Origin of the sequence: Pseudomonas sp. JV449 (genome assembly GCF_032424295.1) — a bacterium.
In the GTDB taxonomy this organism is placed as follows: domain Bacteria; phylum Pseudomonadota; class Gammaproteobacteria; order Pseudomonadales; family Pseudomonadaceae; genus Aquipseudomonas; species Aquipseudomonas marginalis.
The window spans coordinates 56,893-69,910 of sequence record NZ_VYKD01000023.1 but is presented as its reverse complement, the minus strand read 5'-3'; the positions used below and the strand labels follow the sequence as shown (position 1 = coordinate 69,910).

11 protein-coding genes are annotated in these 13,018 nt (G+C 61.6%); 9 read left to right on the top strand and 2 right to left on the bottom strand.

What is annotated here, in order from left to right; translation table 11 throughout:
* Positions 1-287 precede the first annotated feature (287 nt).
* Positions 288-1,472 carry a thiolase family protein gene (locus tag F6S08_RS21715; protein WP_027603956.1) on the top strand — a complete coding sequence of 395 codons (1,185 nt, stop codon included), beginning with the start codon at positions 288-290 and terminating at the stop codon, positions 1,470-1,472.
* A gap of 124 nt (positions 1,473-1,596) precedes the next feature.
* Positions 1,597-2,553: a DMT family transporter gene (locus F6S08_RS21710; RefSeq protein ID WP_074847380.1), complete on the top strand. Its 957-nt coding sequence runs from the start codon at positions 1,597-1,599 to the stop codon at positions 2,551-2,553.
* Here F6S08_RS21710 and F6S08_RS21705 read toward each other — a convergent pair.
* Positions 2,550-3,932, bottom strand: coding sequence for a class II fumarate hydratase (locus F6S08_RS21705; RefSeq protein WP_065948600.1), 1,383 nt, complete (start codon positions 3,930-3,932; stop codon positions 2,550-2,552). The genes F6S08_RS21710 and F6S08_RS21705 overlap by 4 nt on opposite strands.
* 192 nt (positions 3,933-4,124) lie before the next feature.
* On the opposite strand from F6S08_RS21705, the gene F6S08_RS21700 reads away from it, so the two are divergent.
* The 7 genes from F6S08_RS21700 (at position 4,125) to F6S08_RS21670 (ending at position 11,823) form a co-directional block, all read left to right on the top strand.
* Complete coding sequence (locus F6S08_RS21700) at positions 4,125-4,643, top strand: DUF2059 domain-containing protein (protein WP_003236690.1); 519 nt, start codon at positions 4,125-4,127, stop codon at positions 4,641-4,643.
* Positions 4,644-4,649: 6 nt separating this feature from the next.
* Positions 4,650-4,946, top strand: a complete 297-nt coding sequence (locus tag F6S08_RS21695; protein WP_065923917.1) for a BolA family protein — start codon at positions 4,650-4,652, stop codon at positions 4,944-4,946.
* 118 nt (positions 4,947-5,064) lie between these two features.
* Complete coding sequence (locus F6S08_RS21690) at positions 5,065-6,006, top strand: rhodanese-related sulfurtransferase (protein ID WP_065948599.1); 942 nt, start codon at positions 5,065-5,067, stop codon at positions 6,004-6,006.
* A gap of 36 nt (positions 6,007-6,042) precedes the next feature.
* Complete coding sequence (locus tag F6S08_RS21685) at positions 6,043-6,645, top strand: DsbA family protein (protein ID WP_175539041.1); 603 nt, start codon at positions 6,043-6,045, stop codon at positions 6,643-6,645.
* Positions 6,638-8,440, top strand: a complete 1,803-nt coding sequence (locus F6S08_RS21680) for an ABC transporter ATP-binding protein (RefSeq protein ID WP_065923914.1) — start codon at positions 6,638-6,640, stop codon at positions 8,438-8,440. The genes F6S08_RS21685 and F6S08_RS21680 overlap by 8 nt, the downstream gene beginning before the upstream one ends.
* Before the next feature lie 71 nt (positions 8,441-8,511).
* Positions 8,512-10,974 (top strand): EAL domain-containing protein, encoded by a 2,463-nt coding sequence (locus tag F6S08_RS21675; RefSeq protein WP_137212747.1) that lies wholly within the window; start codon positions 8,512-8,514, stop codon positions 10,972-10,974.
* A gap of 78 nt (positions 10,975-11,052) precedes the next feature.
* Positions 11,053-11,823, top strand: a complete 771-nt coding sequence (locus F6S08_RS21670) for a TenA family transcriptional regulator (protein WP_370737680.1) — start codon at positions 11,053-11,055, stop codon at positions 11,821-11,823.
* 21 nt (positions 11,824-11,844) lie between these two features.
* Here the strand turns inward: F6S08_RS21670 and F6S08_RS21665 are convergent, their stop codons facing one another.
* Positions 11,845-12,771: a GGDEF domain-containing protein gene (locus F6S08_RS21665; protein ID WP_137212746.1), complete on the bottom strand. Its 927-nt coding sequence runs from the start codon at positions 12,769-12,771 to the stop codon at positions 11,845-11,847.
* Between the last annotated feature and the right edge of the window lie 247 nt (positions 12,772-13,018).

The window sequence follows — 13,018 nt, the reverse complement described above, 5'->3', positions numbered from 1 at the left end:
GCGCCGCGTTATTTCAGGCAGACCTTATTGGCTGGTTTTGGGGCCGCTTCGCAGCCCAGCGCGGGGCAAGCCCGCTCACCACAACAAGCTCGTTTGCCACTACAAGCCTGCTTGCCACGATAAGCTCGCTCACCACAACCGGCCCGCTTGCCACAACTAGCCGGCCAGCCACAGGTTTATGTCCGTCACCATGCTTTTGTATACGCCGGATGAATGATCGTCGCGGTGGGGCAGGCCTGGATCTATCCTCGATCCATCTCCCCACAACGACAAGATCGAGGTAGCCCATGCGTGAAGTAGTGATCGTCGACAGCGTGCGAACCGGCTTGGCCAAATCCTTTCGCGGCAAGTTCAACCAGACCCGCCCGGATGACATGGCGGCCCATTGCGTCAACGCACTGCTGACCCGCAACGGCATCGACCCCGCCAGCGTCGAGGATTGCATCGTCGGCGCGGGTTCCAACGAAGGCGCCCAGGGCTACAACATCGGGCGCAACGTGGCCGTGCTGTCGCAATTGGGCACCGGTACGGCGGGCATGACCCTCAACCGGTTCTGCTCGTCGGGCTTGCAGGCGATTGCGATTGCGGCCAACCAGATCGCGTCGGGTTGCAGCGACATCATCGTTGCCGGTGGCGTCGAGTCCATCAGCCTGACCATGAAAAGCGTCAACACCGATAACCTGATCAACCCGCTGCTCAAGGAGCAGGTGCCGGGCATTTACTTCCCCATGGGCCAGACCGCGGAAATCGTCGCCCGCCGCTATGACGTCAGCCGCGAAGAACAGGACCTCTACGCCCTGCAAAGCCAGCAGCGCACCGCCCAGGCCCAGGCGGAGGGCTTGTTTGATGATGAAATCGTGCCGATGGCGGTCAAGTACAAGGTCGAGGACAAGAACACTGGCGCTGTGCAGATCCTTGACGGCGTGGTCGACCGCGATGACTGCAACCGCCCGGACACCACGTTGGCCAGCCTCTCTGGGTTGAAGCCCGTATTTGCCGAAGACGGCTCGGTGACGGCGGGTAACTCCTCGCAGCTCTCCGACGGTGCCTCGATGACCCTGGTGATGAGCCTGGAGAAAGCCCTGGCACTGGGACTCAAGCCCAAGGCGTTTTTCCGCGGTTTCACCGTGGCCGGTTGCGAGCCGGATGAGATGGGGATCGGCCCGGTGTTCTCGGTGCCCAAGCTGCTCAAGGCGCGGGGCTTGCAGGTGGCGGACATCGACCTGTGGGAACTCAACGAGGCCTTTGCGTCGCAGTGCCTGTATGCGCGCAATCGCCTGGGCATCGATAACGCCAGGTACAACGTCAACGGCGGCTCGATTTCCATCGGCCACCCGTTCGGCATGACCGGCTCGCGGCAGGTGGGGCACCTGGTGCGTGAGCTGCAACGGCGCAATGTGCGTTATGGCATCGTCACCATGTGCGTGGGTGGCGGCATGGGCGCCACGGGGCTGTTCGAAGCCGTGCGCTGATAAGTGTGGGAGGGGCAGTGCGACGATTCGACTTGCCCCTCCCACATTTTAACTGCGGCGTATCCCAATTCGCTCACTTCCCCCTAGAATGCCCGCTCCACTTCCTCTGGCTTCTGGGGCACTCATGCACATCTCTTCCGGCCGCTGGGTCTACGGTTTTCTCCTGACCCTGCTGACCGCGCTGCTCTGGGGCATTCTGCCGATCAAGCTCAAGCAAGTGTTGCAGGTGATGGACCCGATCACGGTCACCTGGTTTCGCCTGGTGGTGGCCGGCAGTTGCCTGTTCGTGTACCTCGCCGCGACCAGGCGCCTGCCCAGTCGTAAAGTACTCGGCCCCAGGGGCGGCTGGCTGGTGGCGATGGCGGTGTGCGGCCTGGTGGGCAACTACGTGTTGTACCTGGTGGGCCTGAAACTGCTCAGCCCCGGCACTGCGCAACTGGTGGTGCAGATGGGCCCGATCTTCCTGATGATCGCCAGCGTGTTTGTGTTCAAGGAGCGTTTCAGCGTCGGGCAGTGCGTGGGCCTGGTGGTGCTGATCGTCGGCTTCGGTCTGTTCTTCAACCAACGCCTGGGAGAGTTGCTGACGTCCCTTGGCGCCTACACCGCCGGCGTGCTGACGATCCTGCTCGCGACTTCGGTCTGGGTGTTCTATGCCCTGGGCCAGAAGCAGTTGCTGAGCGTGTGGAATTCGCTGCAAGTGATGATGGTGATCTACCTGTCGTGCGCCGTGCTGCTGACGCCGTGGGCGCATCCGCTGGAGGCCCTGCAACTGAGCCCGCTGCAAGGCTGGCTGTTGCTGGCGTGCTGCATGAACACCCTGGTGGCCTACGGTGCATTTGCCGAAGCCCTGGCTCACTGGGAAGCCTCACGGGTGAGTGCGACCCTGGCCCTGACGCCGTTGGTGACCTTTGTCGCGGTGGCGTTGGCGGCGTGGCTGTGGCCGGACTATGTGCAGGCCGAAGAGATCAATGCCCTGGGCTATTTCGGCGCGCTGGTGGTGGTGCTGGGGTCGGCGGCGGTGGCGCTGGCGCCGTCGTTGCTCGCCGGGCTCAAGGCCCGGCGGCTACGCATGGCGTCCTAGGCGCCCAGCATGTTTTCCGGGCGTACCCACTGGTCGAACTCAGCGTCGGTGAGGTAGCCCAGGTCCAACGCCGCTTCCCGAAGGGTCAAGCCTTCGGCGTAGGCCTTCTTGGCGATCTCTGCCGACTTGTCATAGCCGATGTGCGGGTTGAGCGCCGTGACCAGCATCAGCCCGCGCTCCAGGTGCTCGGCCATTTTCCCGGCGTCGGGTTCGAGGCCGGCGATGCAGTGCTCCTGGAAGTTATTGCAGCCATCGGCCAGCAGGCGGATCGATTCCAGCAGGTTGTGGATGATCACCGGCTTGTACACGTTCAACTGCAAATGCCCCTGGCTCGCTGCGATGCCGATGGTCACGTCATTGCCCAGCACCTGGCAGGCCAGCATCGACAGTGCCTCGCACTGGGTCGGGTTGACCTTGCCGGGCATGATCGAGCTGCCAGGCTCGTTGGCCGGCAGTTTCACCTCCGCAAGGCCGGCACGCGGGCCGGAGCCCAGCAGGCGCAGGTCGTTGGCGATTTTCATCAGGGCCACGGCCAGGGTTTTCAGGGCGCCGTGCAGGGTCACGATCGGTTCATGGCCGGCCAATGCGGCGAATTTGTTCGGCGCGGTGACGAAGGGCAGGCCCGACAAAGCCGCCAATTCCGAGGCGATCGCCTCGCTGAAGCCATGGGGCGCATTCAGCCCGGTGCCCACCGCCGTGCCACCTTGGGCCAGCTCGCATACCTGGGGCAGGGCGCTGCGGATCGCCCGTTCGGCGTAGTCGAGCTGGGCGATAAACGCCGAGAGTTCCTGGCCGAAGGTGATCGGCGTGGCATCCATCATGTGGGTGCGGCCCGTCTTTACCAGCTTTGCATGCCGCGCCGACAGTTCCGCGAGGCCGCCGGACAGTGTATTGATCGCCGGCAACAATTGCTGGTGCACCGCTTGCACCGCCGCAATGCTCATGGCGGTAGGGAAGCAGTCGTTGGAGCTTTGGGAGCGGTTCACATGATCGTTGGGGTGCACCGGGCTCTTGCCGCCACGGGGCTTGCCCGACAGCTCGTTGGCGCGGCCGGCGATGACCTCGTTGGCGTTCATGTTGCTCTGGGTGCCGCTGCCGGTTTGCCAGACGACCAGGGGGAACTGGTCATCATGTTGGCCATCGAGCACTTCGTCGGCGGCCTGTTCGATCAGGCGGGCAATGTCGGCGGGCAGGTCACCGTTGCGGTCGTTGACCCGGGCGGCGGCCTTCTTGATCAGGGCCAGTGCGTGCAGTACCGCGAGGGGCATGCGCTGCTCGCCGATGGCGAAATTCACCAGCGAGCGTTGGGTCTGGGCGCCCCAGTAAGCGTCTTCCGGGACTTCCACGTCTCCCAGGCTGTCGGTTTCGATACGGCTCATCGGGCACTCTCCTTCAGGTTCGTTTGCGCAGTTTAGGCCCTGATCGGCCTGGGGGGTTCCCTAAAAGACTTTTCATCGGATTCATTCACTGCAATCCGCGCCCGGTCAGGCCCGGGGTTGAGCCGCAGCGTTTTTTAGGCGCAGAATGGGCGCCCTTGGGGTCTTACCTCGCCTGCTAGAAAAGGAAACTCGATGACTCGTCTTCGTGCCATCTGTACCGCGGTTGCTCTGGTTTGCGCCAGCGGCCAGGTTTTTGCCGATACCGCCAGCCACAACGCCAGTGCCGAAGCCTTCCTTACCCTGGCCCATGCCGACAAGCTGGGTACCCCGGTGTACATGCAAGTGCAGCAAATGTTCGCCCAGCGTTTCGAACAGACCAAGGCGCCTGCCGCCAAGCAGTCCGTACTGGACAGCTACCAGGCCAAGGCCAACGCCGCCCTGGACCAGGCCATCGGCTGGCCGAAGCTGAAGCCGGACATGGTCAAGCTCTACACCACCAACTTCAGCGAATCCGAGCTCAAGGACCTGGTTGCCTTCTACCAGTCGCCACTGGGCAAGAAAGTCCTGGAAAAAATGCCGCAACTGACCCAGCAATCGGCCCAGATGACCCAGGCCAAGCTGGAAAGCGCCGTGCCGGTGGTGAACAAGCTGTTGGAAGACATGACCAACGAGCTCACGCCAAAAGCCGCCGCACCGGCCAAGAAGAAGTAAGCAGGAATGACCATGCAACAGCGTATCGAAACGGCGCTCGCCGCCCTGGCCCCGGAGCACTTGAGCGTGCTGGATGAAAGCCATATGCACAGCCGTGGGTTGCAGACCCACTTCAAGGCCGTGCTGGTCAGCCAGCAGTTCGAGGGGCTTAACCGCGTCAAGCGCCACCAGAAGGTCTACGCCACCCTGGGTGACCTGATGAGCGAATTTCATGCGCTGGCCCTGCATACCTACACGCCCGAAGAATGGGCGAAAATCGACGCAGCCCCGGCCTCGCCGACCTGCGCCGGCGGGCATAGCTGATACGCGGGTGTCTCTGACACCCTGCATTTGCTAGAATCCGCAGCGCGCCGCTCAGCCGGCGCGTTTTTTTTGCATCCGGTTCACCCCTTACGAGGGTAGCCACCTGGAGAGAACACCCATGACTCAACCGATTGTCGTGGCGGCACTGTATAAGTTCGTCACCCTCGAAGATTACGTCGCCCTGCGCGAGCCACTGCTGCAGGCGATGGTCGACAACGGCATCAAAGGCACCTTGCTGATCGCCGAAGAAGGCATCAACGGCACCGTTTCCGGCAGCCGCGAAGGCATTGATGGCCTGATGACCTGGCTGAAGAACGACCCACGCATGGACGACATCGACCACAAAGAGTCGTACTGCGATGAGCAGCCGTTCTACCGCACCAAGGTCAAGCTCAAGAAAGAGATCGTGACCCTGGGCGTCGAAGGCGTCGACCCGAACAAGAAAGTCGGCACCTATGTCGACCCGCAGGACTGGAACGCGCTGATCAGCGACCCCGAAGTGCTGTTGATCGACACCCGCAATGACTACGAAGTGTCGATCGGCACCTTCGAAGGCGCAATCGACCCGAAAACCACCAGTTTTCGTGAATTTCCCGACTATATCAAAGCCAACTTCGACCCGGCCAAGCACAAGAAGGTCGCCATGTTCTGCACCGGCGGCATTCGTTGCGAGAAGGCGTCGAGCTACATGCTCAGCGAAGGTTTCGATGAGGTCTACCACCTCAAGGGTGGCATCCTGAAGTACCTCGAAGAGGTGCCGCAGGCAGAAACCAAATGGCAGGGCGACTGCTTTGTGTTCGACAATCGTGTCACTGTGCGCCACGACCTGAGCGAAGGCGACTACGATCAATGTCATGCCTGCCGCACACCGGTGAGCGCCTCCGACCGCGCATCCGAACACTATGTGGCTGGCATCAGTTGCCCCCATTGCTGGGATAAGCTGCCGGAGAAAACCCGTCGCAGCGCGATCGACCGGCAAAAGCAGATTGAGCTGGCCAAGGCCCGCAATATGCCGCACCCGATTGGCTTCAACTACAAGCAAACCCCTTCCGAGGCCTGACCCATGCCCGCGCGCCTGCTCTATGTGATGGACCCAATGTGTTCCTGGTGCTGGGGCTTTGCCCCGGTGGCGCAGGCGCTGGTCGAGCAGGCCCAGGCGGCCGGCGTGGACGTGCACCTGGTGGTGGGCGGCTTGCGTACCGGCAGCGGCGCGGCACTGGAACCGACCACGCGGCGCTACATCCTCGAGCACTGGCAGGCGGTCACCGACGCCACCGGCCAGCCGTTCAAGCGCGATGGCGCGTTGCCCGACGGCTTTGTCTACGACACCGAGCCTGCGTGTCGCGCCATTGTTACCGCGCGTAGCCTGGCACCGGATTGCGCATGGACGTTGTTAGGGCTGATCCAGCGCGCGTTTTATGTCGAGGGCCGTGACGTGACCCTCGCCAGTGTGCTGGTGGAGCTGGCTGAAGAGGCGGGCATCCCGCGCATCGAGTTTGCCGGCGCATTCGACCGTGCCGAGCAGCATGCCGCGACGGCCGCTGACTTCACCTGGGTCCAGGACCTGGGGATCGCCGGGTTTCCGACCTTGCTTGCCGAGCGTAATGGCCAGTTGGCGTTGCTGACTAACGGCTACCAGCCGCTGTCCGAGCTGTCACCGTTGTTGGGGCGATGGCTGGAGCGAGCAACCTGTGCATGACCAGTCACCACGCACCGACCGACTGACCTGGGCGGAAATTCGCCGCCTGGCCCTGCGGCACAAGAAGTCCCTGTGGATCGCCAATGGCGTCGCCGTGCTGGCGACCCTGTGCAGTGTGCCGATTCCCCTGCTGTTACCGTTGCTGGTGGATGAAGTGCTGTTGGGACACGGCGATGCCGCGCTCAAGGTCATGAACCACGCATTGCCCCTGGGGTGGCAGAAGGCGGCCGGCTATATCGGCCTGATGCTGCTGGTGACGCTGTTTCTGCGTTGTGGCGCGCTGCTGTTCAACGTGGCACAGGCGCGGTTGTTTGCGCGCTTGGCCAAGGACATCGTGTACCGCATCCGCGTGCGCCTGATCGAGCGGCTCAAGCGCATCTCCCTGGGCGAATACGAAAGCCTGGGCAGCGGGACCGTCACCACCCACCTGGTCACCGACCTGGATACGCTGGACAAGTTTGTCGGTGAAACCCTCAGCCGTTTCCTGGTGGCCATGCTGACCCTGGTGGGTACCTCGGCGATCCTGGTGTGGATGCATTGGCAACTGGCGCTGCTGATCCTGCTGTTCAATCCGTTGGTGATCTACGCCACGGTGCAGTTGGGCAAGCGCGTCAAGCACCTGAAGAAGCTGGAAAACGACAGCACCTCGCGCTTTACCCAGGCCCTGACCGAAACCCTGGATGCCATCCAGGAAGTGCGCGCCGGCAACCGCCAGGGCTTTTTCCTCGGGCGCCTCGGCCAGCGGGCCCAGGAAGTGCGTGACTACGCCATTCACTCGCAATGGAAAACCGACGCTTCGAGCCGCGCCAGTGGGTTGCTGTTCCAGTTCGGTATCGACATCTTCCGTGCGGCGGCGATGCTCACCGTGCTGTTTTCCGACCTGTCCATCGGCCAGATGCTCGCGGTGTTCAGCTACCTGTGGTTCATGATCGGCCCGGTGGAGCAACTGCTTAACCTGCAATACGCCTACTACGCGGCAGGCGGGGCGCTGACGCGGATCAACGAACTGCTGGCGCGTGCCGATGAGCCGCAATATGCCGGCGGTGCTGATCCGTTCACCGGGCGCGACACCGTGGGCATCGAAGTGCGCGGCCTGGACTTCGGCTACGGCGAAGAACTGGTACTCGACCAGTTGAACCTGACCATCGCGCCCGGTGAGAAGGTGGCAATCGTCGGCGCCAGCGGCGGTGGCAAAAGCACCCTGGTGCAATTGTTGCTCGGGCTCTACACGCCCCAGGCGGGCAGTATCCGTTTTGGTGGTGCCACCCAGCAGGAGATTGGCCTGGAGACCCTTCGCGAGCACGTTGCGGTGGTGCTGCAACACCCGGCGCTGTTCAACGACACCGTGCGCGCCAACTTGACCATGGGCCGGGAGCGCAGCGACCAGGCCTGTTGGCAGGCACTGGAAATCGCCCAGTTGGATGCTACCGTCAAGGCACTGCCCTTGGGCCTGGACAGTGTGGTGGGGCGTTCCGGGGTGCGTTTTTCCGGTGGGCAGCGCCAGCGCCTGGCGATTGCGCGCATGGTCCTGGCCGAACCCAAGGTGGTGATACTCGACGAAGCAACCTCCGCCCTGGACGCCGCCACCGAGTACAACCTGCACCAGGCGCTGGCACGGTTCCTCAGCGGGCGTACTACACTGATCATCGCCCACCGTCTGTCGGCTGTTAAGCAAGCGGATCGAGTCTTGGTGTTCGACGGCGGTCACATTGCCGAGGATGGTGACCATCAGCAGCTGATTGCCGATGGCGGGCTGTACGCCAAACTGTATGGACACTTGCAACAGGTACGTTGATTTAGCCTAGGCTGAGCTATCGAAAGCGGGTTTTCGCGTGCGTATCCAGCAGTGCATGTGCAAGGGACTTCATGAAGCAAAAGCGGACTTTAGGAACGCCCCGGTTGTTGGGCATTGTCTGGCCATTTATCGCCGTGGTGCTGTTCCAGGCATTATTGGGCTGCGTCAGTCTCTACGTGCTTTCGGCCGTGCGTGGTTACGTGGCCGGCGAGAGCCTGTGGTCCAAGGGCCAGAAGGACGCCATCTATTACCTGACGCTCTACGCCGATAATCGCGACGCCGGCACGTACCTCAAGTACCAGCAGGCCATTGCCGTGCCCCAGGGCGGGCACGAACTGCGCGTTGCCCTTGACCGTCCCGTGCCCGACCTTGCCGCAGCCCGCCTGGGTATCCTCAAAGGGGGCAACCATCCGGATGATGTCTCCAGCCTGATCTGGCTGTACCTCAACTTTCGCCATTTCAGCTACCTGGAAAAAGCCATCCAACTGTGGACCGTAGGCGATGGTTACCTGCTTCAACTGGATGACCTGGCCCGCGAGATGCACCAGGCGATCATTCACGACCAGATCGGCGCCAACGATGTGCGCCAGTGGAAGGCGCATATCATCGCCATCAACGAAGGCGTGACACCCGCCGCCAAGGCCTTCAGCGATGCTCTCGGCGAAGGTTCGCGCATGATTCTGCGGTTGCTGGTCATCACGAACCTGGCGACGGCCCTGGGCCTGATCGTATTGGCACTGTTGCGCACCCATAAGCTGCTGGCCCAGCGCCATGCCTTCGCCGATGCCTTGCAGGAAGAAAAGGAGCGGGCGCAGATCACCCTGGAGTCGATTGGCGACGGGGTGATCACCACCGACGTCGACGGTGCCATTACCTATATGAACCCGGCGGCCGAGGCGCTGACTCACTGGCACTCGGCGCAGGCCCAGGGCCAGCCCCTGGCAGCGTTGTTCAAGTTGCTGGAAGACCACGCACAGCCGGACGGCTTCACCTTGATCGAACACATCGTCAAGGGCCAGCTCAGCGGCGGCAGCGAGCATTCGAAGACGATCCAGCGCCTGGATGGCAGCACGGTCTCGGTCACCCTGGTGGGCGCGCCGATCCGCAGCGCCGGCAAGGTCTCGGGCGCGGTGCTGGTGCTGCATGACATGACCCAGGAGCGCCAGTACATCGCCAATCTGTCATGGCAGGCGACCCACGATGCGCTGACCGGCCTGGCCAACCGCCGCGAATTCGAGTATCGCCTGGAGCAGGTGCTGCACCCGGCAGGGCAGGCGCAGGCCGGGCGGCATGCGTTGATGTTCCTGGACCTGGACCAGTTCAAGCTGGTCAACGACACCTGCGGCCATGCGGCGGGCGACGAACTGTTGCGGCACATCTGCGCGCTGTTGCAGTCGGACCTGCGCGAAGGTGACACCCTGGCGCGCCTGGGCGGCGATGAATTCGGCATACTGCTGGAGAACTGCCCGGTGGCGGTGGCGGAAAAAATCGCCGAAAGCCTGCGTCATACCGTGCAGAGTCTGCATTTCGTATGGAAGGGGCGGCCGTTCATGACCACCGTGAGTATCGGCCTGGTACACATTGCCAGCACCCCGACCACCCTGGAAGCCTCGCTGCGGGCCGCCGACATGGCGTGCTACATGGCTAAGGAAAAAGGCCGCAACCGCGTGCAGGTGTACCACGCCGACGACTCCGAACTGTCCCTGCGCTTTGGCGAAATGGCCTGGGTGCAGCGCCTGCACATGGCGCTGGAGGAGAACCGCTTTTGCCTGTACTCCCAGGAAATTTCCCCCCTCGGGCATACCGACGGCGGCAATGGGCATATCGAAATACTGCTGCGCCTGCACGATGAGGCGGGGCGTGTAATCCTGCCGGACAGCTTTATCCCGGCCGCCGAGCGCTATGGTTTGATGACGTCCCTGGACCGTTGGGTGGTGGAGAATGTATTTGAGATTATTGCCCGTTGCATTAACGAGCGTCCGGGCCGTCCCATGGCCCTGTGTGCGATCAATCTGTCAGGTATAACGATTGGCGATGATGACTTTCTCGGATTCCTACGAGAGAAATTTCATACTTACGCTATTCCGCCCAGCATGATCTGTTTTGAAATTACCGAAACCAGTGCCATTGCAAACTTGGGCAGTGCCATCCGCTTTATTAATGAACTCAAGGCCTTAGGTTGCCATTTTTCGCTGGATGACTTTTGCGCCGGAATGTCCTCATTCGCTTATCTCAAACATTTACCTGTAGACTTCCTGAAGATCGATGGAAGTTTCGTAAAGGATATGCTGGACGACCCGATTAACCGCGCGATGGTTGAAGTGATCAATCACATCGGCCATGTCATGGGTAAGCGCACAATTGCCGAGTTTGTTGAAACACCGCAAATCGAACAGGCCCTGCTCGATATTGGTGTGGATTACGCTCAGGGCTACCTGATTGAACGACCGCAATTGTTTACCTTCGATAGCTTGCAGTGTCGACCCGTGCGGCCGCAGCCTCTGTTATTCAGGGCGCCCGGCACATTCCGCTGAAACATTTGCCGGTCTGTAAATCACACTTAAAAAGGAGCCTTAATAGTGATCGACACATTCAGCAGAACCGGCCCGCTTATGGAAGCCTCAAGCTACCCCGCCTGGGCTCAGCAATTGATCCAGGACTGCAGCGAGAGCAAGCGCCGGGTTGTCGAACACGAACTGTACCAACGCATGCGTGACAACACGCTCAGCGCCAAGACCATGCGTCACTACCTGATCGGTGGCTGGCCCGTGGTGGAACAGTTTGCCTTGTACATGGCACAGAACCTCACCAAGACCAAGTTTGCCCGCCATCCGGGGGAAGACATGGCGCGCCGTTGGTTGATGCGCAATATCCGTGTGGAGCTGAACCACGCGGACTATTGGGTGCATTGGGCGCGTGCCCATGGCGTCAGCCTCGAAGAACTGCAGGCCCAGGACGTGCCGCCGGAGTTGCATGCGCTGAGCCACTGGTGCTGGCACACCAGCTCGGCCGATTCGTTGATCGTGGCCATTGCCGCGACCAACTATGCGATTGAGGGGGCGACGGGGGAATGGTCGGCGGTGGTGTGCTCCACCGGCGTGTATGCGGCAGCCTTTCCCGAGGAAGAGCGCAAGCGTGCGATGAAGTGGTTGAAGATGCACGCCCAGTACGACGACGCCCATCCTTGGGAAGCCCTGGAAATCATCTGCACACTGGCCGGGATGAACCCGACCAGGGAACTGCAGGCAGAGCTGCGCCAGGCCGTGTGCAAGAGCTACGACTATATGTACCTGTTCCTGGAAAGTTGCATGCGCCTGGAGAAAGAAAAACCGGCGAGCGCTGCTGTGCGCGAGCGCCCTTTGCGCGTCGCCAGCGAAGCGTGATGTAACGGGGATGGCGGGGTTTTACCCCGCCATTGCCAGGCGATTGCGGCCTTCGCGCTTGGCCACGTACAAGGCGCTGTCGGCGCGACGCAACAGGCTCTCGGCCGACTCGGCGGCCAGCAAGGTCGAACAACCGAGGCTCACCGTCAATTCGATCCGTCTTCCTTCCGCCCAATAATCCTGGGCCTGTGCCGCCTGGCGCAGGCGTTCACCGACCATGGCCGCCGCATCCCGGCCGGTGTTGGAGAGCAGGATCAGAAACTCTTCCCCGCCAAACCGAAACACCATGTCCACGTTACGCAACTGGCTCTTGATCGCTCCGGCGACGGCGCGCAATACGTTATCGCCGGCCGCATGGCCGTGGGTGTCGTTGATGGTCTTGAAGTGGTCGATGTCCAGCATCAGCAGGGACAGCGGGTTCAGGTGCCGGCGCGCCATGTCGATTTCCCGTTGCAGGGTCTGGTCCATGGCAATGCGGTTGCCCGTTTCGGTCAACGGGTCGCGCAGGGCGCTGCGGGTGGCGACGCGGTAGAGCAGGGCGTTGCGCATCGGGTAGAGCAGGGTCGACAGCAGTGATTCGAGCTGGCCGAGTTCCTCTTCCAGCAGGCGCTGGTTGCGGCGAAAGACCAGCTCGCCGAGGTGCTCGCCTTCGTGGCTGAGGCTGTAGCTCACCGAGTGGTGGCCACGGTGGCCGAACTCCAGGCGCAGGTCACTGGTTTCGTGGCGATATTGCAGGGCATCCAGGGGGACCAGGCGCTGGATCTCACGGAAAAACACCGCGAGGATACGCTGCGGTTCCAGGCTGGTCTGCAATTGCATCCCCAGTTGCTGGCGAAGTTGTGCGACGGTCGTCGGGCGGCGAGGTACGAGTGATGGCTGACCAAAGCCCAGGCGTTGCAATTTTGCACTGTCGAAGTCAATTGCGTTGGTCTGGGTGGGGGTTTTCATAAGCAAACGGCCTCTAAGCACTTAGCTGTCTTACAGGCTGGATGAGAGTGGCAAATGCCAGGCGTCTTACTGTTCCTTCAGTTCCGTAAAACATTGGAAACAGTTTAGACCGCTTTACTGGGGGTTTATAACCCCTGGGCACTGCCGCACGTCTTGTCATCGCTTGACCTGCTTGGAAGGTGTTAGAGCGAGATTCGTGCCATTTCGTTTAAATAAATAAAAAACCTTACAAATCAAAGACCGTTTT

What these genes read in the sequence shown, in the direction of transcription:
- F6S08_RS21665 (WP_137212746.1), bottom strand. Translation starts at nt 12,771, where the DNA reads ATGAAAACCCCCACCCAGACCAACGCAATTGACTTCGACAGTGCAAAA.
- F6S08_RS21690 (WP_065948599.1), top strand. Translation starts at nt 5,065, where the DNA reads ATGACTCAACCGATTGTCGTGGCGGCACTGTATAAGTTCGTCACCCTC.
- F6S08_RS21695 (WP_065923917.1), top strand. Translation starts at nt 4,650, where the DNA reads ATGACCATGCAACAGCGTATCGAAACGGCGCTCGCCGCCCTGGCCCCG.
- F6S08_RS21675 (WP_137212747.1), top strand. Translation starts at nt 8,512, where the DNA reads ATGAAGCAAAAGCGGACTTTAGGAACGCCCCGGTTGTTGGGCATTGTC.
- F6S08_RS21710 (WP_074847380.1), top strand. Translation starts at nt 1,597, where the DNA reads ATGCACATCTCTTCCGGCCGCTGGGTCTACGGTTTTCTCCTGACCCTG.
- F6S08_RS21705 (WP_065948600.1), bottom strand. Translation starts at nt 3,932, where the DNA reads ATGAGCCGTATCGAAACCGACAGCCTGGGAGACGTGGAAGTCCCGGAA.
- F6S08_RS21685 (WP_175539041.1), top strand. Translation starts at nt 6,043, where the DNA reads ATGTGTTCCTGGTGCTGGGGCTTTGCCCCGGTGGCGCAGGCGCTGGTC.
- F6S08_RS21670 (WP_370737680.1), top strand. Translation starts at nt 11,053, where the DNA reads ATGGAAGCCTCAAGCTACCCCGCCTGGGCTCAGCAATTGATCCAGGAC.
- F6S08_RS21715 (WP_027603956.1), top strand. Translation starts at nt 288, where the DNA reads ATGCGTGAAGTAGTGATCGTCGACAGCGTGCGAACCGGCTTGGCCAAA.
- F6S08_RS21700 (WP_003236690.1), top strand. Translation starts at nt 4,125, where the DNA reads ATGACTCGTCTTCGTGCCATCTGTACCGCGGTTGCTCTGGTTTGCGCC.